The sequence below is a fragment of the uncultured Polaribacter sp. genome, assembly GCF_947500975.1.
Taxonomy (GTDB): Bacteria; Bacteroidota; Bacteroidia; order Flavobacteriales; family Flavobacteriaceae; genus Polaribacter.
In genome coordinates, this window is sequence record NZ_CANMUE010000001.1 from 217,850 (window position 1) to 244,281 (window position 26,432).

Annotated in this window: 19 protein-coding genes; 12 read left to right on the forward strand and 7 right to left on the reverse strand. The window is 29.0% G+C overall.

The features are described 5' to 3' along the window. Window positions 1-39: 39 nt before the first annotated feature. Window positions 40-2,751 (reverse strand): DNA gyrase/topoisomerase IV subunit A, encoded by a 2,712-nt coding sequence (locus Q0733_RS00990; RefSeq protein WP_298777835.1) that lies wholly within the window; start codon window positions 2,749-2,751, stop codon window positions 40-42. Between the two features lie 3 nt (window positions 2,752-2,754). Beyond that, entirely contained in the window at window positions 2,755-4,614 is a 1,860-nt protein-coding gene (locus Q0733_RS00995) for a DNA topoisomerase IV subunit B (RefSeq protein WP_298777837.1), read from the reverse strand. Window positions 4,615-4,838: 224 nt separating this feature from the next. On the opposite strand from Q0733_RS00995, the gene lysA reads away from it, so the two are divergent. From lysA to Q0733_RS01030, 7 genes are all read left to right on the forward strand, one after another. Beyond that, window positions 4,839-6,080 (forward strand): diaminopimelate decarboxylase, encoded by a 1,242-nt coding sequence (gene lysA / locus Q0733_RS01000; protein WP_298777839.1) that lies wholly within the window; start codon window positions 4,839-4,841, stop codon window positions 6,078-6,080. A gap of 95 nt (window positions 6,081-6,175) precedes the next feature. After that, entirely contained in the window at window positions 6,176-6,790 is a 615-nt protein-coding gene (locus Q0733_RS01005) for a fumarylacetoacetate hydrolase family protein (protein WP_298777841.1), read from the forward strand. Window positions 6,791-6,802: 12 nt separating this feature from the next. After that, window positions 6,803-7,318, forward strand: coding sequence for a GNAT family N-acetyltransferase (locus Q0733_RS01010; RefSeq protein ID WP_298777843.1), 516 nt, complete (start codon window positions 6,803-6,805; stop codon window positions 7,316-7,318). 80 nt (window positions 7,319-7,398) lie between these two features. Next, entirely contained in the window at window positions 7,399-9,522 is a 2,124-nt protein-coding gene (locus Q0733_RS01015) for a Tex family protein (protein ID WP_298777846.1), read from the forward strand. 18 nt (window positions 9,523-9,540) lie between these two features. Further along, entirely contained in the window at window positions 9,541-9,687 is a 147-nt protein-coding gene (locus Q0733_RS01020) for a hypothetical protein (protein ID WP_298777848.1), read from the forward strand. Between the two features lie 6 nt (window positions 9,688-9,693). Next, window positions 9,694-12,069, forward strand: coding sequence for a restriction endonuclease (locus Q0733_RS01025; protein ID WP_298777850.1), 2,376 nt, complete (start codon window positions 9,694-9,696; stop codon window positions 12,067-12,069). A gap of 59 nt (window positions 12,070-12,128) precedes the next feature. Further along, window positions 12,129-14,546, forward strand: a complete 2,418-nt coding sequence (locus Q0733_RS01030) for a type IA DNA topoisomerase (RefSeq protein ID WP_298777853.1) — start codon at window positions 12,129-12,131, stop codon at window positions 14,544-14,546. A 64-nt stretch (window positions 14,547-14,610) separates the two neighbouring features. On the opposite strand, the gene Q0733_RS01035 is transcribed toward Q0733_RS01030, so the two are convergent. From Q0733_RS01035 to Q0733_RS01045, 3 genes are all read right to left on the reverse strand, one after another. Then, window positions 14,611-15,399, reverse strand: a complete 789-nt coding sequence (locus tag Q0733_RS01035) for a PhzF family phenazine biosynthesis protein (RefSeq protein ID WP_298777855.1) — start codon at window positions 15,397-15,399, stop codon at window positions 14,611-14,613. Window positions 15,400-15,532: 133 nt separating this feature from the next. Next, window positions 15,533-15,754: a VF530 family protein gene (locus Q0733_RS01040; protein WP_298777857.1), complete on the reverse strand. Its 222-nt coding sequence runs from the start codon at window positions 15,752-15,754 to the stop codon at window positions 15,533-15,535. Then, the gene (locus Q0733_RS01045; protein WP_298777859.1) at window positions 15,755-17,380 is read right to left on the reverse strand and encodes an aminopeptidase P N-terminal domain-containing protein; all 1,626 of its coding nucleotides are present in this window, start codon (window positions 17,378-17,380) and stop codon (window positions 15,755-15,757) included. Between the two features lie 131 nt (window positions 17,381-17,511). Between Q0733_RS01045 and gcvT the strand changes: the two genes are divergently transcribed. Further along, on the forward strand, window positions 17,512-18,597 hold the full coding sequence (gene gcvT / locus Q0733_RS01050; protein WP_298777862.1) for a glycine cleavage system aminomethyltransferase GcvT: 1,086 nt from the start codon (window positions 17,512-17,514) through the stop codon (window positions 18,595-18,597). A 161-nt stretch (window positions 18,598-18,758) separates the two neighbouring features. After that, entirely contained in the window at window positions 18,759-19,625 is an 867-nt protein-coding gene (locus tag Q0733_RS01055; RefSeq protein ID WP_298777865.1) for a YkgJ family cysteine cluster protein, read from the forward strand. Window positions 19,626-19,747: 122 nt separating this feature from the next. On the opposite strand, the gene ychF is transcribed toward Q0733_RS01055, so the two are convergent. Further along, window positions 19,748-20,839, reverse strand: coding sequence for a redox-regulated ATPase YchF (gene ychF / locus Q0733_RS01060; protein WP_298777868.1), 1,092 nt, complete (start codon window positions 20,837-20,839; stop codon window positions 19,748-19,750). A 154-nt stretch (window positions 20,840-20,993) separates the two neighbouring features. On the opposite strand from ychF, the gene Q0733_RS01065 reads away from it, so the two are divergent. Next, entirely contained in the window at window positions 20,994-23,705 is a 2,712-nt protein-coding gene (locus Q0733_RS01065) for a TonB-dependent receptor (protein ID WP_298777872.1), read from the forward strand. 100 nt (window positions 23,706-23,805) lie between these two features. Here the strand turns inward: Q0733_RS01065 and Q0733_RS01070 are convergent, their stop codons facing one another. Beyond that, window positions 23,806-24,153: a 4Fe-4S dicluster domain-containing protein gene (locus tag Q0733_RS01070; RefSeq protein WP_298777874.1), complete on the reverse strand. Its 348-nt coding sequence runs from the start codon at window positions 24,151-24,153 to the stop codon at window positions 23,806-23,808. Window positions 24,154-24,224: 71 nt separating this feature from the next. Between Q0733_RS01070 and Q0733_RS01075 the strand changes: the two genes are divergently transcribed. After that, complete coding sequence (locus Q0733_RS01075) at window positions 24,225-25,286, forward strand: acyl-CoA reductase (RefSeq protein ID WP_298777876.1); 1,062 nt, start codon at window positions 24,225-24,227, stop codon at window positions 25,284-25,286. 59 nt (window positions 25,287-25,345) lie between these two features. Beyond that, complete coding sequence (gene serC, locus Q0733_RS01080) at window positions 25,346-26,413, forward strand: 3-phosphoserine/phosphohydroxythreonine transaminase (RefSeq protein ID WP_298777878.1); 1,068 nt, start codon at window positions 25,346-25,348, stop codon at window positions 26,411-26,413. The last annotated feature ends 19 nt before the right edge of the window (window positions 26,414-26,432 follow it).

Sequence of the window (26,432 nt, forward strand, 5' to 3'; positions counted from 1 at the left end):
AAAAAGACTTCAAAAACTTTACAATAAAGTAGCCTTTATCTAAAACAACTTCTGCTGAGTATCATCATCAGTTTTATCCTTCTTTTTCTGAATTGCTCTCTTTAAAAGTGCTTGTTTTTTATCTTCTTTTTCAGTAGTATCTAATACAACTGGTTTTTCTACTGCCGGAACCTCTAAAGGCAATTTCTCTTCAACAACCTCTTTTTCATTAATTTGCACTTCATCTACCATTACATCTTCTGGTTCCTCAAAAGGCAAAGATTCTAATAAGTTAACTTGTTTAATTTTTTCTGTAGTTAACTGATTACCTAAAGCTTTTATTCCTTTTACGGCAATAAACTCTTCTAAATTTACTTCTTCGTTTTCTAAACTTCGTTTAGAATAAACAACCTCTACAATTGGTCTATAATCTGTAGCAACAATTTCTAATTGAGATTTTGGATGTTCTGTTATAAAAATTTCTTCTTTATCTGTGTTTTCAATTAAAAAACGTTTAATGTAATAACGCTCTTTTTCACCATCAAAATAAATAGCAGAAATTGGTTTTTCTGAAACCCATTTTTCTAGTACAATCATATCATCTTCAAAATGCATTGCCAAATTAGGTTTTACTGCTTTTACCTTACCACTTTGGTTTATAATTAATAATTTGTCTTCTGCTTTAAACTCACCTAACAACTCACCTCTTTCATCAACATTTAAACGTTGTACCGCATCATCAAACCAAATTCTACGAGGCTTTAAAGTAGAAACACCCTCAGATTTAAAATCGACACTTTTTACAGAATATTTTGTAATTGTATTACCACGAACAGCTCTACCTTTAATGGCTAAATCTGCAAAATCTATATCCCATTTTAATTTTTTTACACTACCAACGGCTCTTAAATTAACAGTTACAACCTCTGCTTCTCCATTTAAATTTGCAGAAAAATATAGCACTTTAGAACTTTTATTTCCATTTGCTAAATTGTACTCTTTATCTCGTGTTACAGATGTTACATTAAAACGTTTCATATAACTTGCCCCTCTTGCGCCATCTCTGTACATAAAATTATACACCGTTCGTTTGTCTTTCTTTTTAAAAACTGCCACATGTATAATATCTTTCCCTACAAAAGTTTTAGTATCTACTTTTGTCACCATCATTCCACCATCTCTTCTAAAGACAATAATATCATCAATATCAGAACAATCTGTTACAAACTCATCTCTTTTTAAAGATGTACCAATAAAACCTTCTTCTCTATTTACATACAATTTTGCATTGTTCATAGCTACTTTTGAGGCAACAATATCATCAAAAATTCTAATTTCAGTTTTACGCTCTTTTCCTTTACCGTATTTGTCTTTTAAGTTTTTAAAATAGTCAATTGCAAAATCAATCAAATTATCTAAATGATGTTTTACACCTGCAATTTTATCTTCTAAACTTTCTATAAATTGTTTAGCTTTATCAATATCGAATTTTGATATTTTTTTAATTCTAATTTCTGTTAAACGAACAATATCTTCTTCAGTTACGGCACGTTTTAAATGTTTAATATGTGGTTTTAAACCTAAATCAATTGCTTTTATAACACCATCCCAAGTTTCTTCTTCCTCAATATCTCTATAAATTCTATTTTCTATAAAAATTCTTTCTAAAGATGAAAAATGCCATTGTTCTTCTAACTCGTTTAACTGAATTTCTAATTCTTTTTTTAACAACTCTACAGTTAAATCTGTTGAGTGTTTTAGCATTTGTGAAACACCAACAAAAACAGGTTTATTTTCTTCAATTGTACACGCTAAAGGTGAAATTGATGTTTCACAATTGGTAAATGCATACAAAGCATCTATACTTTTATCTGGTGATACATTTGGCGGTAAATGCACTAAAATTTCTACTTCCGCAGCTGTATTATCTTCAATTTTTTTAATCTTGATTTTTCCCTTTTCATTGGCTTTTAAAATACTATCAATTAATGAAGATGTGGTTGTAGAAAACGGAATTTCAGTAATAACCAACGTTTTTTTATCTAATTGAGAAATTTTTGCTCTTACACGAACTTTACCTCCACGTTTTCCATCATTATAGTGGGTAAAATCTGCAATTCCGCCTGTTAAAAAATCTGGAACAATTTTAAAACTTCTCCCTTTTAAATATTTAATGGATGCATCAATAAGTTCAATAAAATTATGTGGTAATATTTTTGTTGATAAACCAACTGCAATTCCTTCTGCTCCTTGTGCTAATAAAAGCGGAAATTTTACAGGTAAATCAATAGGTTCTTTTCTACGTCCATCATAAGACATTTTCCAATCCGTAGTTTTAGGATTAAAAACAACTTCTAAGGCAAATTTAGACAAACGTGCTTCAATATATCTTGATGCTGCAGCTCTATCTCCTGTTAAGATATTACCCCAGTTTCCTTGCATATCAATTAACAATTCCTTTTGACCAATTTGCACCATTGCATCAGCAATAGAAGCATCTCCATGTGGGTGATATTGCATGGTATGCCCCACAATATTGGCTACTTTATTGTAACGGCCATCGTCTAAATCTTTCATAGAATGCATAATTCTACGCTGTACAGGTTTTAAACCATCTTCTAAAGACGGAACTGCTCTTTCTAAAATTACATACGAAGCGTAATCTAGAAACCACTCTTTGTACATTCCTGTAACTTTAGTAATGGTTTCTTCTTGAGGAGTTTCTCCCTCAATATTTAATTCTTCTTCGTGATCGTTTATTTCTTCACTCATATTCTACACTTCCTCTTCTATAGTATCCAACTCAACTTTTAAATTCTCAATGATAAACTTCTGTCTATCTGGTGTGTTTTTACCCATATAAAATTGTAACATTTGCTCTATAGACATTTCTTTATCTAACATTACAGGATCCAATCTAATGTCATCACCAATAAAATGAACAAACTCATTTGGCGAAATTTCACCTAAACCTTTAAATCGAGTAATTTCTGGCTTGCCTCTTAAATTTTTAATAGCATCTCTTTTTTCTTCTTCAGAATAACAATAAAAAGTTTGCTTTTTATCGCGCACTCTAAATAAAGGAGTTTCTAAAATGTATAGATGTCCTTCTTTTATTAATTCTGGAAAAAACTGTAAGAAAAAAGTAATTAATAACAATCTGATGTGCATTCCATCTACATCGGCATCTGTTGCAATTACAATATTATTGTAACGCAAATCTTCTAAACCATCTTCTATATTTAAGGCAGCTTGTAATAAATTGAATTCTTCATTTTCGTACACAATTTTTTTACTTAAACCGAAAGAGTTTAAGGGCTTTCCTTTCAAACTAAAAACCGCTTGTGTATTTACATTTCTAGATTTTGTAATAGACCCAGAAGCTGAATCTCCCTCAGTAATAAACAAAGTGGTTTCTAAATAATTTTGCTTTTTAATGTCTCCTAAATGAATTCTACAATCACGTAATTTTTTATTGTGTAAGCTCGATTTTTTTGCTCTATCTCTTGCTAATTTTCTAATACCAGAAAGTTCTTTACGCTCCTTTTCTGCTTGCATAATTTTCTTCTGTAACTTTTCGGCTACTTCTGTATTTCTATGCAAAAAATTATCCAACTTTGTTTTTACAAAATCGTTTATGTAAGTTCTAACTGTAGGTAAATCTCCTCCCATTTCTGTAGAACCTAATTTTGTTTTTGTTTGGCTTTCAAAAACAGGTTCCATTACTTTTATTGCAATTGCAGAAATAATAGATTTACGTACATCTGAAGCTTCAAAGCTTTTACTGTAAAATTCACGAATGGTTTTTACAATCGCTTCTCTAAATGCGGATTGATGTGTACCTCCTTGCGTGGTATGTTGTCCGTTTACAAAAGAATGATATTCTTCTGAATATTGGGTTTTGCTATGTGTTATTGCAACTTCTATATCATCTCCTTTTAAATGAATTATTGGATACAACATATCTTCTTTATTATTGTTGTCTTCCAATAAATCTTTTAATCCATTTTCAGAAAAATATTTTTCACCATTAAAAATGATAGTTAAACCCGGATTTAAATACACATAGTTTTTGAGCATTTTTGCTACATACTCATTTCTAAACTTGTATTTTTTAAAAATAGTTTCATCTGGAATAAAAGAAACTTTTGTTCCCTTTCTTCTAGAAGTTTCCTCTAAAAACTCTTGATTTTCTAAATTTCCTTGGCTAAATTCTGCAGATGCAGATTTTCCTTCTCGGGTAGATTCAACTCTAAAAAACGACGAAAGTGCATTTACTGCTTTTGTACCAACACCATTTAATCCTACAGATTTTTTAAACGCTTTAGAGTCATATTTACCACCAGTATTCATTTTAGAAACTACGTCTACGACTTTACCTAAAGGAATTCCACGACCATAATCTCTTACGGTAACCTTACTACCATGAATAGAAATTTCAATGGTTTTACCTGCTCCCATCACATATTCATCAATAGAATTGTCCAATACTTCTTTAACCAAAATGTAAATTCCATCATCAGCAGAAGAACCATCACCTAACTTTCCAATATACATTCCTGGGCGCATTCTAATGTGTTCTTTCCAATCTAAAGATCTAATATTATCTTCTGTATATTTTGTTTCTTTACTCATGTAATCACTTATGGTTATTAAGTTTGCAGTACTTGCTAAATTAACCTTTAACAAGATGAAATAAAATGGCTTTGCTAATAAGTTATCAACAGGATTTCAACTAAAATTTAAAGTCGAAATCAATTAGAAAATCACAAAAAAAAACATTTTGTTGTATTTTTAAACAAATGATTTTTCAATACTGAATTTAACTACTTTTACAGTCTAAATAAATATTAAATATTGTGGATAGATTACAACTTTTAGAATTATCAAAAAAATATGGAAGCCCTTTGTATGTATATGATACAGAAAAAATAGCTTCTCAATATAATAGATTAACAAATGCTTTTAGTGCTGTTAAAAATTTAAAGTTGAATTATGCTGTAAAAGCACTTTCTAACATTAATATTCTTCAGTTTTTCGAAAACTTAGGTGCTGGTTTAGATACAGTTTCTATACAAGAAGTGCAGTTAAGTTTGTCTACTGGAATTGATCCTAAAAAAATAATTTACACACCAAATGGCGTTTCTTTACAAGAGATAGAAGAAGTTGCAAAATTAGGTGTTCAAATAAATATTGATAACCTTTCTATTTTAGAATTATTTGGTCAAAAACATCCAGAAATCCCTGTTTGTGTTCGTATCAACCCGCATATTATGGCTGGTGGAAATTCTAAAATTTCTGTAGGTCATATCGATTCTAAATTTGGTATTTCTATTCATCAAGTTCCACACATAAAACGTGTTGTAGAAAATACGGGTATGAATATTAACGGAATTCACATGCATACAGGGTCTGATATTTTAGATATTGACACTTTTTTACGTGCTTCAGAAATTTTATTTGATGTAGCAAAACAATTTAAGAATATTGATTTTATCGACTTTGGAAGTGGCTTTAAAGTACCTTATAAAGAAGGAGATATATCTACAGATATTGAACAATTAGGATTACAATTATCAGAAAGATTTAATAATTTTTGTACTGAATATGGTAAAGATATTACTTTAATGTTTGAACCTGGTAAATTTTTAGTTTCAGAAGCTGGTGTTTTTCTTGCAAAAGTAAATGTAGTAAAACAAACTACATCAACTGTTTTTGCGCATGTAGATTCTGGTTTTAACCATTTAGTTAGACCAATGATGTACGATTCTTATCATCATATTACAAATATTTCAAATCCTGAAGGAAGAGATCGTTATTACTCTGTTGTTGGGTATATTTGTGAAACTGATACTTTTGGGTCTAACAGAAGAATTGCAGAAATTTCTGAAGAGGATGTATTGTGTTTTCATAACGCAGGTGCTTATTGTTTTTCTATGGCATCTAACTATAACTCTAGATATTTACCTGCAGAAGTTATGTTGGTAGACGGTAAGGATTATTTAATTAGAAAAAGACAAACTTTACAAGATATTTTACAAAATCAAGAAATTGTAAATATCAAAAAAAAGACAAAAACTAAAGAAGTAGTTACTGCTTAGATTTGTAATATAAATAAAATTATTATCCACTAAAACTATTATTTTTTAGTGGATATTTTTTTACATTTACTTTTAAAATAAAAACAAATTTAAAAATGAAAATTTTAGGAATAGGTAGCAATTACGTTACCGATTTAAAAGATATTGAAGAAAAAAAGAAAGGTAAAAAATTCATCTTTTCTAAACCAGAATCTAGCTTAGCAGTAAACTGTAATGTTGAATACCCAAGCAATATTACAAACGAATTAATTTACGAAGTTGAATTAGTTGTTAAAATAGGAAAAGAAGGTAAAAACATTAAAAAGGAAGATGCAAATTCTTACATTTCAGAAATTGCAATTGGTATAGATTATACTGCAAAAGATATTTTAACTAATGCTAGAGAAACAAAACATCCTTGGGAATTTGCTAAAGGATTTGATGGTGCTGCACCAATTTCTAGTTTTAAATCTATTGATAATTACCCTAATTTAGCTGATATTAATTTCGATTTAAAAATTAATGGAGTTGAAAAACAAAAAAGTAATACAGCATTTATGGTTAACGATTTTGCTGATATTATTGTTTTTATTTCTGAATATATGACCTTACAACCTGGCGACTTAATTTTTACAGGAACACCAGCTTTAGGTAAAGGTGAAATTTTTAAAGGAGATCATTTACAATGTTCAATTAATGATGAATTGCTATTAGATTTTAAAATGATTTAATTTTTCTTGTTGATGAAAATTAGACATTCACTTATTAAAGATATTCCAAGAATTGTAGAAATAATTGAGGATGCAAAAGAACTTTTAGCTTCTTTAAAAATTGATCAATGGCAAAATGGATATCCTAATGCAGAACAAGTTGAACAAGATATTTTAAATGGTGAAAGTTATGTTGTTATCAATAATAAAAACCAAATTACGGCAACATCTATGTTTACTATAAATTCTGAACCCACATACAAAGTTATCGATGGTTCTTGGATTATTGATGAATCTAAAGTGTATGGTGTAATTCACAGATTGGCAATTGCTAAAGAATACAGAAAACAAGGTATTGCGCAATTTATTTTCACACAATTTCATCAGCAATTAAAAAGCAAAAATATACAAAGTTTAAAGATTGACACTCATCAAGACAATCTTGGTATGCAATCTTTCATTAAAAAATTGGGTTATAAATATTGTGGAATCATTTACACAAGTTATAATGCTAAAAGATTGGCTTTCGAAAAAGTAATTTCTGAATAAATCAATATTACAAGTATATTTACAACCTCATAAATTCTATTTTATGAGGTTTATTTTTTCTGATAAAATTCAAATAAAAAATGCAGTTACTTCAATATATAATTCAACAAACACAACTTTCTACAAAATCTATAGAGAATACCATTTTATTATTAAATGAAGATGCTACAATTCCTTTTATAAGTAGATATAGAAAGGAAATTACAGGTAATTTAGATGAAGTTCAAATTGGAGAAATTGTAAAATTTAAAGAACTTTTTAAAGCTTTAGAAAAACGCAAAAAAGCAATTTTAAAAGCTCTTGAAGAACAAAATGTTTTAACTGATGAATTAACTCAAAAAGTAACCAATTCTAGAGATTTAACCTCTTTAGAAGACTTGTATTTGCCTTTTAAGAAAAAGCGAAAAACCAAAGCAGAAACAGCACGTTTACAAGGTTTAGAACCCTTGGCAAAAATGATTATGAGCCAGCGTGTAAATGATTTAGAATACACCGCATCAAAATATACATCCAACAAAGTTGAAACTGTTGATGATGCTTTAGAAGGTGCTCGTTTTATCATTGCTGAATGGATAAATGAACGTACAGATATTAGGAATAATATTAGACGAGAACTGGAGCGCTATTCAACTATTTCATCAAAAGTTATTAAAACCAAAATTGATGATGAAAAAGCACAAAAATTTAAAGATTATTTTGATTGGAATGAATCTTTAAGTAGAATTCCTTCACACAGATTATTAGCCATTTTAAGAGCAGAAAATGAAGGCTTTATCTGTGTTAAAATTGAAATTGACAAAGAAAGAGCACTTCAAAAAATGGAAGATAGAATTATCCGTTCTCAAAACGAATGTGCAACACAAATTCAGTTAGCAATCAAAGACGCATATAAACGTTTGTTATTTCCATCCCTATCAAATGAAGCGCTATCAATTGCAAAACAAAAAGCAGATGAAAATGCAATTTTAGTTTTTGCCAAAAACCTGAAACAATTATTATTAGGTGCTCCTTTGGGTGAAAAAAGAGTGTTAGCAATAGATCCTGGTTTTAGGTCTGGTTGTAAAGTGGTTTGTTTAAATGAACAAGGAGATTTGCTACATAATGAGAATATTTATCCTCATGAACCTCAAAAACAAACCATTGAAGCAATTAAAAAAATTAGCTCTTTAGCTGATGCTTATAAAATTGAAGCCATTGCAATTGGAAACGGAACAGCATCTAGAGAAACAGAGCAACTAGTTAAAAAAAATCAGTTTAAAAATAAAATTGAAGTTTTTGTTGTGAGTGAAGCTGGCGCTTCTATATATTCTGCTTCTAAAATTGCTAGAGATGAGTTCCCTAATTATGATGTTACGGTTCGTGGTTCTGTTTCAATTGGTAGACGTTTACAAGATCCTTTGGCAGAATTAGTTAAAATTGATGCAAAATCAATTGGCGTTGGGCAATATCAACACGATGTAGATCAAACAAGTCTAAAAAAATCTTTAGAAACAACTGTAGAAAGTTGTGTAAATACTGTGGGGGTAAATATTAATACTGCAAGTGAGTCTTTATTAAGTTATGTGTCCGGAATTGGACCAAAAATTGCAGAAAACATTGTAAATCATAGAAACGAAAATGGTTCGTTTTCGTCAAGAACTGCTATAAAAAAAGTACCAAGATTAGGCGGAAAAGCTTTTGAACAAGCTGCAGGTTTTTTAAGAATTAAAAATGCTAAAAACCCATTAGATGATTCTGGTGTGCATCCAGAAAGCTATGCTTTGGTTGATAAAATAGCTAAAGACTATAACATAAAAGTTGTTGATTTAATTGGAAATAAAGAAATACTTAAAAAGATAAACTTAAAAAATTATATTTCTGAAACTATTGGGTTGCCAACTTTAGAAGATATTATAAAAGAGTTAGAAAAACCAGGAGTTGACCCAAGAGAAAAAGCAAAAGCATTTTCTTTTGATCAAAAAATAAAGTCAATAAACGATTTAAGAACTGGGCAATTATTACCCGGAATTGTAAATAACATTACAAATTTTGGATGCTTTGTAGATGTTGGCATTAAAGAAAGTGGCTTAATTCACGTTTCTAATTTATCAGATATTTTTGTAAAAGATGTAAACGCAATTGTTGCATTAAATCAGCAAATAATTGCAAAAGTTTTAGAGGTTGATGTAGTTAGAAAACGAATTCAATTGGCTTTGGTGAAGTAAATTTCTTATCTTTATAGAATGAAGAAGTATAAAGAAAAAAAGGATTTTTGGGATGAATTAACTCAATATAAAAAAGAAGAAATTGAACAAGGGATTAGAGATGTTGAAGAAGGTAGAAGTATTTCTTGGGGTGATTTTAAGAAAAAGTTAGAAAATTATAAATAGATAATTATGTATGATTTTTCAACTCTAAATTCATTTGAATTTGAAAAACTTGCTTGTGATTTATTAAATTCGCAGTCTAAAAACTCCAAAAATAGATTTCAAGTTTTTAAAGAGGGAAAGGATAAAGGAATTGATTTATTCTATGAGAGCTCTTATAATGATAATATTATTGTACAAGTAAAGCATTACATAAAAACTTCATTTTCTGGTTTAAAATACAATTTAAAAAATGAAGAACTACCTAAAGTCAGATTATTAAATCCAGAATCTTATTTTGTTGTTACCTCTACAGAATTAAGTCTTAAAGATAAATTAGAAATAAAAGATATTTTTAAACCTTTTATCAAATCTACGGATGATATTTATGGTCGAGAAGATTTAAATGCTTTATTAAGAGAAAATAAAGGCATTGAAGATTCACATTATAAATTATGGTTTTCGTCAACAGCAGCTTTAAGAAATATTCAAAAATATAAATTTGAAGGAAGAAGAAAACAATTTACAATAAATGTTTTAAAAAAGAAATTAAGATTGTTTGTACCAACATTTTCGTATTTCCATTCGTTAAACAAACTAAAAGAAAATAAATTTGTTATTATTACAGGTGAACCTGGAGTTGGGAAAACAACAATTTCTGATATGGTTATATATGACTTTATTAGAAGAGACTATGACATAAATATAATTTATGATTCAATTAGTGAAATTGAGGAATCTATTAATTTTGATAAAAGTAAACAGATTTTTTATTTTGATGATTTTCTTGGTCATACGCAAGCTGAAATTTCAAAATCAAAAGCTGCTGAAAATTACCTTCTAAAAATCATCAATTTAATTGAAGGAAATGAAAATAAATTTTTAATTCTTAACACAAGGAAATTTATTTTATCTTCTTTTCTCGAAGAATCTGAAAGATTAAATAAAACTGATATTTTAAGAAAAGAATCAAAAATAGAAGTTAAAGAATATAGTTATGGTGTTAAGAGAAGAATATTAGATCTCCACATTTTAGAATCTAATTTAGATATAAGCAATCTAAATATATTAAAAAATTATGCTACATATATTTGTTTACATCAAAATTTCTCACCAAGAATTATAGAATTCTTTACTTCTAATTTAAATAAAAATTTTAATCCTAATGAATTTGAAAAATTTATTGTTGAAAACTTAAATAATCCTAAAGAAATTTGGAAACACGCATATTTGAAACAAATTTCGGATTACGATAGATTTTTATTGAACACACTTTATTCTTCAAATGGAAATATTAAAAAAGATGAACTGGAAGTTCTATATAATTCAAGATTAAATTATGAAGTAAAAAATAATAACTACAAAAAACCAATTGATTCATTTAATAAATCATTAAGAATACTAAACGAAGGATTTTTATCTATAAATAATTTTTCAAATTATATAGAAATCTCTTTTATTAACCCTTCTCTTCAAGATTATCTCAACTACTTTATTGAAGATAATAGTTCCGAAAAAGAAAGAATTATAAAATCTGCTCATAATATCGAACAATGGCTATGGATTTTTTTTAAATATAATAAGTTTGAAAAACTTAATCCAAACTATTCCAAATTCTTTTTAGATAATAATAAAGAATATCATAAAAATGAAGAATCAATTTTTCTAAGTGCAATTTTTATTTATTTTTATATTGATAGTGAAAATCCAATTATATCTAAACTTCTAAAATCTATAACGGATTGGGAATTCATATTTGAAAGAAATAGTTATACTTTTTATCTTTTAGATCATTTTATGAAAGTTTCAAAAAGTAATGTCAAAATTAATAAAACCATTACTAGTTTAGATAATTCCCTTTTCTTGAATTATATTAACGATTATGAAACTCTTTATGATATAATAGACAGAACACAATTGTTAGAAAATCATTATGACTTTTCATTAAAAAAGTATATAAGAGAAAACATCGATAACATTGTTTATAGAGATTCTATTAAATATTTTTTAAAAAATCTTGAATCTTTATTTAAAGATTTATATGATGAAGAGTTTGAATATTTAATAAGGTTAAAAGAAAAAGAATCTTTTGAAGATTCAATTTTTCATTTAAAGAAAAATTACATTTTCATTCAAAAAAATATATTTGAAGATTTTTTCTTTAGTTTTTCTTCAATTGAAAATAGAGATTGGGATGAAATAATTAAAAATAATATAATTGAAGGTGTCACAGAAATCCCAAAAAAAATTAATGAAGATGAAGTAAATAGAATGTATGAAAATGAATATTTTAGTGAAGTTTATGATAATTATGAATATGATTTAGAAAGTTATTACAATGATAAAAAAACAATTATCAAACATAACCCAATAATATTTGATGAACCTGATGACTTACCTTTTTAATAAATTTGGCTAAAATCTTCTCAATTATTTCCTTATTTTCGACTTCACAAAAATAATCAATGAAAGTCTGTATTGCCGAGAAACCAAGTGTAGCAAGAGAAATTGCTAATATTCTAGGAGCCAAAACAAAACGTGATGGTTTCTATGAAGGAAATGGCTATGCAGTAACCTATACTTTTGGGCATTTATGCACACTTTTAGAACCTAAAGATTACAAACCGCATTGGAAAAGTTGGGATTTGAACAATTTACCAATGCTGCCAGAACGTTTTGATACAAAAGTTACTGGAGATTCTGGAATTAAAAAACAGTTTAATATTGTAAAATCTTTATTCGAAAAAGCAGATGTTGTTATCAATTGTGGGGATGCAGGAACTGAAGGAGAATTGATTCAAAGATGGGTCATAAATCAATGTAATTATAAAGGAAAAGTACTACGTTTATGGATTTCTTCTTTAACAGAAGAAGCCATAAAAGAAGGATTCAATAATTTAGAATCTTCAGAAAAATATGACAACTTGTATTATGCAGGTTATTCTAGAGCTATCGGAGATTGGTTATTAGGTTTAAATGCAACACGTTTATACACCATAAAATTTGGAGGTTACAAACAAGTTTTATCGGTTGGTAGAGTACAAACTCCTACCCTAGCTATGTTGGTAAATCGTTATTTTGAAATCAAAAATTTTAAACCAGAACCTTATTGGGAACTACAAACAACCTATAGAAATACACTTTTTAATTACGAAGATGGACGTTTTACCAAACAAGAAGATGGACAAGTTTTAGCTAATAAAGTTGCAGAAGCTGATTTTGAAATTGTTTCTGTTACCAAAAAGAAAGGAAAAGAATACGCACCAAAACTATTTGATTTAACAGGATTACAGGTGTATTGCAATAATAAATTCGGATTTTCAGCGGATGAAACCTTAAAAATGGTTCAGAAATTATATGAAATGAAAGTAGTTACCTACCCAAGAGTTGATACTACTTTTTTACCAAATGATGTATATCCTAAAATACATGGAATATTATCGAAACTAACAAATTATTCTGAGCTAACGCAACCACTTTTAGGACAAAAAATAAAGAAAACAAAACGTGTTTTTGATGATAAAAAAGTAACCGATCACCATGCAATAATTCCAACAGGAATTCAAGGTAACCTACAATACAATCAACAGCAAGTTTATGATATTATTACCAAAAGATTTATTGGGGTTTTTTATCCAGATTCTGATGTTTCAAATACTTCTGTAATTGGTAAAGCTGCAGACGTTCCATTTAAAACTACTGGAAAAGAAATCATTAATAAAGGCTGGAGAGTTGTTTTTGAGGATAAAAATGTCATTGCGAATGAAATGAAGCAATCTGAAAATGATAAAGAGATTACTTCGTCGAAAACTCCTCGTAATGACAAGGATGTTTTACCCTCTTTTGTAAAAGGAGAAAAAGGAAAACATGAACCTTCCTTTTTAGAAAAAGAAACAAAACCACCTAGAAATTTTACAGAAGCTAGTTTATTAAGAGCAATGGAAACTGCTGGAAAACAAGTAGATGATGATGAAATGCGAGAACTAATGAAAGAAAACGGCATTGGAAGACCATCAACCAGAGCAAGTATTATTGAAACTTTATTTAGAAGAAAATATATTGAACGTAAAAAGAAATTAGTTTTACCAACACAAACAGGAATCGATTTAATTAATATTATTGATAATGAATTATTAAAATCTGCAGAACTTACAGGACGTTGGGAAAAACGTTTAAAAGAAATTGAACGTGGAGAATTTAATGCAGGAACTTTCATCAACAATATGAAAAAAATGGTTGATGAATTGGTGTATGAAGTGCGGTCCAACAAAACTAAAAAAAGAATTTCTTCAAACGCTATTACTAACGAAGTGAAGCAATCCGTCAATTCAAAATCTAAAACAAAATCTAAAAAACAAGTACTTGGTAAAACCTGTCCAAAATGTAAAAAAGGAAAACTTCTAAAAGGTTCTTCTGCTTTTGGATGTTCTGAATATAAAAATAATTGCGATTTAAAAATTCCGTTTGAAATTTATGGTAAAAAGGTTTCTGAAAATCAGATTATAAGGTTGATTGATAAAGGCTGTACAACCAATTTAAAAGGTTTTAAAAGTGATATTGGTTCTGTAGAAGGTTTAATTAGGTTTGATGACAATTTTAATTTAAAACTAGAACCAAAAAAACAAGCTATCATTGCGAACAAAATAAAGCAATCTACTAGTAATAATGAGATTACTTCGTCGAATACTCCTCGTAATGACAGCGATAAAATTACTTGCCCAAAATGTAAAAAAGGAACTATTTTAAAAGGTAAAACAGCTTATGGCTGTTCTGCTTATAAAACTGGCTGCAATTTTGTTTTTACGTTTGAGAACATCAAAAAAATGGCTAACGGAAAACCTTTGACAAAAGAACTGGTTTTAGAAATTATGAATAGTCAATAAAACGTGTTTGTTTGATTATACATGGTTTAAGTACTAAAATCAGCAATTAATTTGGCCGTAATTTTTATTCTGTCCATAAGTTTCCAATTGAATATGTTTTTGCTTTTCCACTTATAATTACTCTATCTTTTTTGTTTTGGCAATGCAGTTTACCAATTCTATCTGAAATTTGTACTGCATCTAATTCATTTTTTTTAAGTCTTGATGACCAAAAAGGAATTAATGAACAATGTGCTGAACCAGTAACAGGATCTTCTAATATTGATGCTTGTGGTGTAAAAAATCTCGACACAAAATCACAATTCTCACCTTTAGATGTAACAATTACTCCGCCAGGATCAAGATTTATTTTGTCAAATATTTGTTTATCAACTTTAATTTTTTCGATTTCCTGTTCTGTATCATACACCAATAAATAATCTCTTGATTTATAAACTTCTCTCGGTTGTATATTTAAAGATTTTTTAATCGTTTCTGGTAGTTCTGAAGTAATAGGCATTCGTGATGGAAAGTCCAAATAGTATAAATCATTTTCCATTAAAACAATCAAATCACCACTTAAAGTTTCAAATATAAGTTTATCTTTAGGGTAATTTAAAATTGACTTCAAGCAATGAGCTGTTGCAAGTGTTGCATGACCGCACAAGTCCATTTCAATTTCTGATGTAAACCATCGTAAATGTATTTTGTCTCCTTTATCTACAAAAAATGCAGTTTCAGCAACCGCATTTTCTTTTGTAATTTTTAACAATAAATCATCAGGTAACCAGTATTTTAAAGGAACAACACATGCTGGATTGCCACCAAACATTTTATCTGTAAAAGCATCTATTTGATATAGTTCAAGTTTCATTTGTGTTCATTTTTTTTATAGTTTTTAAAATGGTTTTTGCGAGGAACGAAGCAATCTATTTCAAACTATTAGATTACCACAGTTTACAAAAAAGTAAACTTGCATTGACAAGTAAAATGATATCATAAAAAAATTAATCTAACATATTTTTCTCATAAAATCGTTCTACTTTTTCTCTAGCCCAAGGTGTAGTTCTTAAAAATTTTAAACTCGATTTATAAGTGGGTTTATTTCTAAATGCATTAATATTTAAAATATCTCCCAATTCTTCCCAACCATATTCTAAAAATAATTCTTCTAAAATTGTTGCCAACTTTATGCCATGCATTGGGTTATTTTTTTGTGTTCCGCTCATTTAATCGTCTAAATTTGGTAAAACAAAATCATCTAAAACAGATTTTTTTGCCATCATTTTTTCAATATCAGCTGTAGTTCTTGGAGCTTCAGCAGATAAATTAATTGGTGTTGTTTTAGTAACAAGAATACAATCTTCAATTCTAATACCAATTCCCCAATATTTTTTATCACATGGACTTCCATCTGGAATATAAATACCAGGCTCCATTGTTACAATCATATTTTCTTCGAAATTTCCATAATTTCCTGGATCATGCACATCTAAACCAATGTGGTGTGAAGTTCCATGAGGAAAATAATTATGCCTAGCATCAATAGATTTTATAATACCTAGATTAAATAAACCTTTATTAATAATAGCTCTGGCTGCTTGATTTGGTGCACTCATTTTTTCACCAACTTTATATAATGCGATTCCAGCTTCTTGAGCTTCATAAACCAAATCGTAAATCTCTTTTTGTTCTTTTGTAAACTTACCATTTGCAGGAATTGTACGAGTTACATCAGCAGTAAAACCTCTATACTCAGCACCTAAATCCATCAAAACCATATCATTATCAACTCTAGTTCTGTTATTTTCTATATAATGTAAAATACAACCATTGTTACCTGCACCAACAATTGAAGGATACCCTTCATATTCTGCACCATATTTTTTATATACAAATTCATGAATTCCTTGCAATTCAGTTTCTGACATGTGAGGCTTCATTGCTTTCATTACTTCTATTTGACCAATGGCAGAAATTCTTACAGCTTTTGTTAACAATTTAACTTCTTCAGCGGTTTTAATTTCTCGCATATCTGTTAAACTAGATGATAAAAACTGAACATCAATATTAGTCTTTGGTTGTAAAGCAAGGGTAATTTTTTGTTGAAATTCTTTTTTTATATCATCATTTGCAGCAGATTTATAACCATTAATCAAAGCGTCTTCTTTTAGATCTGGAAAACGAGGCGATAATCTATCAATAATACTAATTACGTTTGCGCTACTTTCAATTGGAGTTTCTGCAATATTATTATATATGTATTCCTTGGCTCTTGATAAATAAAGGCTTGGATCATAACCCGCATTTGTTTTAAATGCTTTTACTAAATCAAAAACATCTGCAGAGTCACTTAAATCTCTATAATCATCTTTAAATTTTTCAATAAAAACTTTATCAAACTTTTTAAAATTAATGTTTACTTCTAAAAATTCATCAGCATTCATTGCCTTTTCAAAGCCTAATTCTGTTTTTGCCCCTTCAACACCTAAACGGATTCCTGTCCATTGTTCTGCAGCAGGATCTTTTTTTTGAACATATAAAATTTCATTATAAGTATTTCCATCAGCATCAGTTTGATCTTCAGAAAATAATACTAAAACTCCATTTGGCTCTCTATAACCTGTTAAATAATAAAAATTTGGATCTTGATGAAAAACATAATCTACATCATTTGCTCTATTTCTAAGCGGATTTGAAAACACAACAGACACTGAATTTTTTGGCATTTTAGAACGTAAAACACTACGTCTTTCTTTATGAAACTCTTTAGGTAAAAAGTCTGTTGGTGCTTGAGAAAATGAATTGAAAGAAATTGTAAAGATTACAATAAATAATAATTTAAAAAATTTCATGATTTAGCTTTATAAATTGTTTCATCAAATATAATATTATTTCTTTTTTGATTCATAATATTTATAGGAATTAAGTAATTGTTTATTGCGAATTTTTCAATAATTTAGCACTAAATTAAAGAAATCTATAAATGAAAAACATAGCATTACATAAAATTCATGAAGCTCTTGGAGCAAAGATGGTTGGTTTTGCAGGTTATAATATGCCTGTACAATACGAAGGTGTAACAGCAGAACACCTTACTGTTAGAGAATCTGTTGGCGTTTTTGACGTAAGTCATATGGGAGAATTTTTGGTTGATGGAGAAAACGCTTTAGCATTGATACAAAAAGTTACTTCTAATGACGCTTCAAAACTTGCAATTGGAGATGCACAATACAGTTGCTTTCCTAATGAAGATAACGGAATTGTAGATGATTTAATATGCTACAGAATTAAAGAAAACACTTATTTACTAGTAGTAAATGCTTCTAATATTGAAAAAGATTGGAATTGGATTACTAAATATAATGAAGAGTTTGGTGCAAATTTAAAAGACATCTCTGAAGATTATTCTTTGCTAGCAATTCAAGGACCAAAAGCTGTTGAAGCTATGCAGTCTTTATCTTCTTTAGATTTAGCAGATATTCCTTTTTACAAATTCAAAGTTGGTGATTTTGCTGGTATTGAACATGTAATTATTTCTGCAACTGGTTATACTGGATCTGGAGGATTTGAAATTTATTGTAAAAACACAGAAGTTGAACAAATTTGGAATAAAGTATTTGAAGCTGGAGCAGATTATGGCATTAAACCAATTGGTTTGGCGGCAAGAGATACTTTACGTTTAGAAATGGGGTATTGTTTATATGGTAATGATATTGATGATACAACTTCACCAATTGAAGCAGGTTTAAGTTGGATTACAAAATTTACCAAAGACTTTGTAAATGCTGATGCTTTAGCAAAGCAAAAAGAACAAAAACCAGAAAGAAAATTGATTGCTTTTGAGTTGGATGAAAGAGGTATTCCTAGACAAGGCTATGATATTGTTGATGGTAATGGAAATATTATTGGTAACGTAACATCAGGAACTATGAGCCCTTGTTTAAGCAAAGGAATAGGAATGGGATATGTACCAACAATTTTTGCGAAATCTGGTACTCAAATTCATATTCAAGTTCGTAAAAAAGCAATACCAGCAACTATAGTAAAATTACCTTTTTATAAAGGGTAATTTTTAAAAATATTTTTTTTTATAAACCTCACTTTTTGTGAGGTTTTTTTTTGATTTAGTTTTTGAGCATTATCATCTTGAGTTTTTAAATTTAAAAATATAACTTCGCTTTTTGTGCTGAAATTAATTCAGCAACCACTTTTTAAATCGTAAAAAAATCAATGCTAACAACAAAACTCAATTCTAAAAGTATATTACCGCTAACATGTACACGTTCCGGAACCTGTTGTTTTGGCAAAGCTGTTATGCTAAATCCTTGGGAATTATTATGTTTTAGCAGAGAGAAAAAAAATACACCAAAAGAATTTAGAGACCTTTACACTGATTTTGGTGGTATTCAATTACGATTTGATGGGAAACAAGACAATAAAGGTCAAAATGCATGCAGTCAATATGTAGATAATTTTGGTTGTAGTGTTCATTTGGGTCGACCTTTAGCCTGTCGTTTATATCCTTTAGGACGTCAAATTCAATTTGAAAAAGTCCATTATATTTATGAGGGTAATCAATTTCCTTGTTTAAACGATTGCTCTAAAGTTTTAGAATTACCTAAATTGAGTGTTGAAGAATATTTGAGTGGACAAGAAGTAGATTTGTTTGAAAAAGCACAAGATGAATATTTAATTGTGATGCAAAACTTAGCTGATATTGCTTTTGAATTATTACTAGATTCCGGACTTTCAGAATCTGGAGATACAAAAACACTTGCTGCTTGGAGACAAATAGGAAACCTATCTCATGAATTGTCAGCAGAAAAAATTGGGCTGGAATGGTTAAACAATTTAATGATACCTAAAATAACTATTGATATTGAAAACCCTGTTTCTTTTATTCATAAACACAACGAACTATTATTGTTAAAAGCGCAAGAAGAATTTGGTACTATACAAAATTTACAAGGATTACATGAAGCTTCAGTTTTAATGATTAGTGTAGCTTTACACTTATCTAGAGGTTTAGGTGCAGACACCAAAGGCATATCTGAACATTGGATAGATATTGCTAAAAATAATGGAGCTAAAGAATAATTATTGAAAAAAATGAGGACTAACTTTTATATATAATTGGTTAGATTTTAAATCAATAAGAAAAATCAAAAATCCCAATGAAAACTTCATTAGGATTTTTGATAATTTATATTTTAGAGTAATTACACATTAAATCTAAAGTGCATAACATCACCATCTTTAACAACGTACTCTTTACCTTCTACCCTCATTTTACCAGCTTCTTTTACTTTAGATTCACTACCATAAGTAACATAATCTTCATAAGCAATAGTTTCTGCTCTAATAAAACCTTTTTCAAAATCAGTATGAATTACACCAGCTGCCTGAGGTGCAGTTGCTCCAATAGGAATTGTCCAAGCTCTTACTTCTTTTACACCTGCAGTAAAATAAGTTTGTAAGTTTAATAATTTATATGCTGAACGAATTAAACGTGATACACCTGCTTCTTCAAGGCCTATATCAGCCAAAAACATTTGTCTTTCTTCATAATCATCTAACTCAGTAATATCTGCTTCTGTACCAACTGCTAACACAATAACTTCTGCATTCTCGTCTTTTACAGCTTCTCTTATTTTTTCTACATAATCGTTACCTGAAACTGCTGAATTTTCATCAACATTACAAACATATAAAACTGGTTTTGAAGTAATGAATTGTAAAGGCTGTACAAATTCTAATTCTTTTTCAGAAAAATCTAAAGCTCTAACTGAGGTTCCTTTTAATAAAGTTTCTTCCACTTTTAGTAAAACAACCAATTCAGCTTGTGCTTCTTTGTTCCCTGTTTTTGCAGTTCTTTTTACTCTTTCAAGTCTTTTTTGTACCGTCTCTAAATCTTTTAATTGCAACTCAATATCAATTGTTTCTTTGTCTCTAACAGGATCAATAGAGTTATCAACATGTATCACATTATCATTATCAAAACAACGCACAACATGTAAAAGTGCATCTGTTTCTCTAATATTTGCTAAAAACTGATTTCCTAAACCTTCTCCTTTACTTGCTCCTTTTACAAGTCCTGCAATATCTACAATCTCCACTGTAGCTGGTAAAACTCTTTCAGGGTTTACCAATTCTTCTAATTTCTCAATTCTTGTATCTGGTACATTAACAACTCCTAAATTAGGTTCAATTGTACAAAAAGGAAAGTTGGCACTTTGCGCTTTTGCATTTGATAAACAATTAAATAAAGTTGATTTTCCTACGTTTGGTAATCCTACAATTCCAGCTTTCATTTATTTTATTTTTTGCAGTTGCAAATGTAATGTTTTTGTAAAATTTATATAGATAACATTAAAATATTATTCTTTTTTTTATTTATTAAGTTAATGTCTTCATAAATATATGTCTTATTTTTGCACAAATTTCAATTAATTTAAATATTTATTTATGAAAAAAATTATTTTATTATTTGGGTTTATTTTATCTTTTACAGGTATATTTTCTCAAAACAAAATTTCTGGTGTAATTACAGATTCATCAAAAACACCTATTCCTAATGTTAGTATTTTAGAAAAAGGTACTTCAAATGGAACAGTAACTGACTTTGATGGTAAATTTGATCTAACCGTAAAAGACAACGCCATTTTAGAAGTAAGCTATACAGGTTACGAAACTCAAAATGTATCTGTAAATGGTCGTACTACTATTAATATTGAATTAAAAGAGGGGCTACAACTAGATGAAATAATTATAGTAGGTTCTAGAAATTCAAAAAGAACTGCAGTAGATACTGCTGTTCCAGTAGACATTATTGATGTGCAAGAATTAGCTACAAAAAATGGTAAAGTAGAAGTAAATGATATTTTACAATTTGCTGCACCTTCTTTTAACGCAACAAAGCAATCTGGATCAGATGGAGCAGATCACATTGTACCAGCTTCATTAAGAGGTTTAGGGCCAGACCAAACTTTGGTTTTAATCAATGGTAAGAGAAGACACCAATCCTCTCTTGTAAATATTTTCGGTACAAGAGGTAGAGGTAATTCTGGTACAGATTTAAATGCTATACCGGCATCTGCTATAAAAAGAATTGAAGTTTTAAGAGATGGAGCTTCTGCACAATATGGTTCTGATGCAATTGCTGGGGTAATTAATATTGTTTTAAATGATAATACAGACGGTATTTCTGCTGGTATTACTTATGGTGCTTATAGTACTGCTGTTGGTAGTGATTTTGCGCAACAAATTTTTGACACTCAAGGTGGCTGGGAACCAGAACTTTATAATGTAGAAGGTGAAAATAGATTGGATGGTAAAAATAAAAATTTTGATGGAGAAACCGTTAAAATTGATTTAAACTATGGTGCTAAAATTAATGATTTAGGTGGTTTTATAAACTTCACTACTGAGTTTTTATCAAAAAGCAACACTTTAAGACCAGGCTTTTCTTGGCGTCAAGGTTATGGAAGCGCAGGTATAGATGGTTTTAATTTTATGGTTAACTCTATAGTTCCTATATCTGACAAAACTGAAGTTTATGCTTTTGGAGGAAGAAACTACAGAGATACTAATGCATATGCTTTTTCTAGAAGTAGTTTCGATGATGGTGATAACAGATCTGTACCAAGTATTTATCCTAATGGGTTTACACCTAGAATTACCTCTATTATTGTCGATAATTCAGTATCAGCTGGTTTAAAACATACTTTAGATAATGGATGGAGTGTAGATTTTAACAATACATTTGGTATGAATAAGTTTCACTATTTTATTAAAGACTCAAACAATGCTTCTTTAGGAGATGCTTCTCCTACTGATTTTGATGCTGGTGGTCATAGTTTATCACAAAACACAACAGGAATCGACTTTAGTAAATATTATGAAGATTATGCTGAAGGTATCAACTTTGCTTTTGGTGTAGAATACAGAACAGAAAACTTTAAAATCTTTGCTGGTGAAGAAGCTTCTTACGGACTATATGATACTAATGGAGTAATTATCACAAACCCTGCTCTACAAACTGTAGCAACAGATTCTAATGGAGATGTTTTATCAGGTGGTTCACAGGGTTTTCCTGGTTATAGTCCAGATAACGAAGTAGATAGAAGCAGAACTAATTTAGGTATGTATTTTGATACTGAAATTAACTTAAGCGAATCATTTTTAGTAAGTGCTGCTTTACGATATGAAGATTATAGCGATTTTGGTAATACATTCAATTATAAATTAGCCTCTAGATTTAAAGTAAATAATAATTTATCTTTTAGAGGTTCTGTTTCTTCAGGTTTTAGAGCTCCCTCATTAGCTCAAATTTATTACAACTTAAAGTTTACAAATATTGTTGCTGGTACATCTGTACCTTCTTTACTTTCTGCAAACAATAGTACTGTAACAAAAGCATTTGGAATTGGAGATTTACAAGAAGAAAAAGCAATTAATACAAGTATTGGTTTTACTTATAAAAAAAATGGCTTCACAGCAACTATAGACGCATATTCTATTTCTGTTGATGATAGAATTATTTTAACTGATAACTTTACTGACCAAAGTATATTAGGTCCTTTAAATGTAGATGCAGCCCAATTTTTTGCAAATGGAGTTGACACAAAAACTAAGGGTGTAGACATCGTTTTAAACTATAAAACAACTTTAGGCGATGGTCATAAAATTAATGTTGGTATAATTGGTAATTTAAATGATTTAGAAATTAAAGAAATTCATAATGGAGATTTAAATCCATTTACATTTTTTAGCGGATTTTCTCAAGCTTACCTAGAAGCTGCTGCTCCAGATTATAAATTTGGTTTAAACTTAGGATACTCTAAAAACAAATTCAATGCAAATGTTACCTTAACAAAGTTTAGCCAGGTTCAGTTACAAGATTTTCAATGGGTAGATACACCTCCAACTACTCAAGCAGAAGCTGACGCGTTATATGCAGTTGCTACAGATACCTATAACTCTTTAATAACAACAGATTTAAGTTTAGGATATAAAATATCTGATAAAGTGAATATCACTTTAGGTGCAAATAACCTTTTTAATATATACCCTACTCCTCAATTTGATGGTTGGACAGATCAAGGAGGATTTGCAGATTCTGTGCAAATGGGTTCAGATGGTGCTTATTACTTTACTAGAATTAATTTCAGTTTATAATTAATTTGTAAAAAATAATTCATAAAAAAACGCCAAAGTAATAATTTTACTTTGGCGTTTTTTGTGTATAAATTGTTTCTTTTAAAAAACTAAGGTTTTTTTATTGGTGCATAAAGCTTTGCTTTGCTAACAACTCCTCTTCAGTTTCTACATTGTCATCATCAGGTACACAACAATCAACAGGGCAAACAGCAGCACATTGAGGCTCATCATGAAAACCTTTACACTCTGTACATTTATCTACAACAATGTAATAAATTTCATCAGAAACTGGCTCTTGATCTTCATCTGCATTTACACTCTTACCATTTGGTAAAACTACATTTCCGGATAAATCAGTACCATCTTTATATTTCCATTCATCTGCACCTTCATAAATTGCAGTATTAGGACATTCTGGTTCACATGCCCCACAATTTATACATTCATCTGTTATTATAATTGCCATCGTTTTTTCTTTGAGTTTATGTAACTTTGCAGTTGCAAAAATAAAGCCAAAAAAATTTACATCCAAAATAAATGAGTAGTATTAAAAACAGAATTTTAGCTTTTTCAAAATTAAGTGATTTTTTAAGTCAGTTTTCTACTGCTGGTATTACAAAAAAAGAAAATATAGCACACAATGATTTATTTTTTGATGGTTTTAAACATCAATTAAAAATTGCCGAAGAAAATAACTCTTGGTTTACAAAAGAAAACTTATTACTCTCAATTAAAAATTGGTCTAACGCCTTAACTGAAAACAACTTAACTCATTGGGTTACTTCTGAAAACCTTAAAGAAGTTTCATCAAAAACAGTTGCAATTGTTATGGCTGGAAATTTACCTTTAGTTGGGTTTCATGATTTTTTATCAGTATTAATTTCGGGTCATTCAGTTATAGTAAAACAATCTTCTGGAGATAAACATTTACTACCCTATTTAGCTAAATATTTAGAGTATGTTGAACATTTTTTTAAAGGAAAAATTACTTTTACTGAGCAAAAATTAGAAAATTTTGACGCAGTAATTGCAACTGGAAGCAATAATACGGCTCGTTATTTTGAGTTTTATTTTAAAAACAAACCAAATATTATTAGAAAAAGTAGAAATTCTGTAGCAGTACTAACAGGAAAAGAAACTGAAAAACAAATGCAAAATTTAGCAGATGATGTATTTACCTATTTTGGTTTAGGGTGTAGATCTGTTTCAAAAATTTATGTGCCAAAAGGTTATAATTTTGATTCATTTTTTAACGGTATGTACACAAAAAAAGACATAATTAACAACGCAAAATATGCTAATAATTACGATTATAACAAAGCTGTGTATTTAATGAGTGAGTTCGATTTATTAGAAAACGGTTTTCTCATGATTAAAGAAGATGAAAGCTACTCCTCTCCTATTGCAACCGTTTTTTATGAATACTATGATAATTTAATTGATTTAAAAATTAAATTACACGAAGATAAAGATAAAATACAATGTATTGTAGGTAAAAATATTGTAGAAAATGAAATTGACTTTGGGCAAACTCAAAATCCAAAATTATGGGATTATGCTGATGGAGTTAACATTCTAGAGTTTTTAACCAACATTTAAATAAATTAACTTAAAAACTAGATATTTGTTTATTCAACAAAATCATAAAGACTATAATAATGAAAAAGCATAACTTTAGCGCAGGACCTTGTATTTTACCAGAAAGTGTCATTAAAAAAGCCTCTGAAGCTATAATCAATTTTAATAATGATAATTTATCGCTCATAGAAATTTCACACAGAAGTAAACCTTTTGTTGATGTTATAGAAAAAGCACAAAACCTAGCTTTAGAATTATTAGGTTTGCAAAACCAAGGCTATAAAGCCTTGTATTTACAAGGTGGAGCAAGCACTCAATTTTTAATGACTGCATACAATTTATTACACAAAAAAGCAGCGTATTTAAATACTGGAACTTGGTCAGATAAATCTATTAAAGAAGCAAAATTATTTGGTGAAGTTGTAGAAGTTGCCTCTTCTAAAGATAAAAATTTCAGCTATATTCCTAAAGGGTATTCAATTCCTATTGACGCTGATTATTTTCATTGCACAAGTAACAATACCATTTTTGGAACTCAAATGAAAGAATTTCCATCTTTTAATGGTGTTAATGTTTGTGATATGAGTTCTGATATTTTTTCTCGTCAATTAGATTTTTCTAAATTCGATTTAATATATGCAGGAGCTCAAAAAAATATGGGACCAGCAGGTGCAACCTTGGTTGTTATTAAAGAAGAAATATTAGGTAAAGTAGAACGTGCAATTCCGTCAATGCTAAGCTACAAAGTACATTTAGATAAAGACAGTATGTTTAATACACCTGCTGTTTTTGCTGTTTATGTATCTATGTTAACTTTAGAATGGTTAAAAGGTTTAGGAGGAATTTCTTTTATAGAAAAAGTAAATCAACAAAAAGCAGATTTACTATATAATGAAATTGACAGAAACCCATTATTTAAAGGTTTTGTAGCTAAAGAAGATAGAAGTAATATGAATGCTACTTTTAATTTAGTAGACGAATCTTTAAAAAGTACTTTTGACAATCTTTGGAAAGAAGCTGGCATAAATGGTTTAAATGGTCATAGAAGTGTTGGTGGTTATAGAGCAAGTATGTACAATGCTTTACCTTTATATAGTGTTCAAGCTTTGGTTGATGTAATGCAAGATTTAGAAAGAAAACAGAAATAAAAATATTTAGTACAAAAGA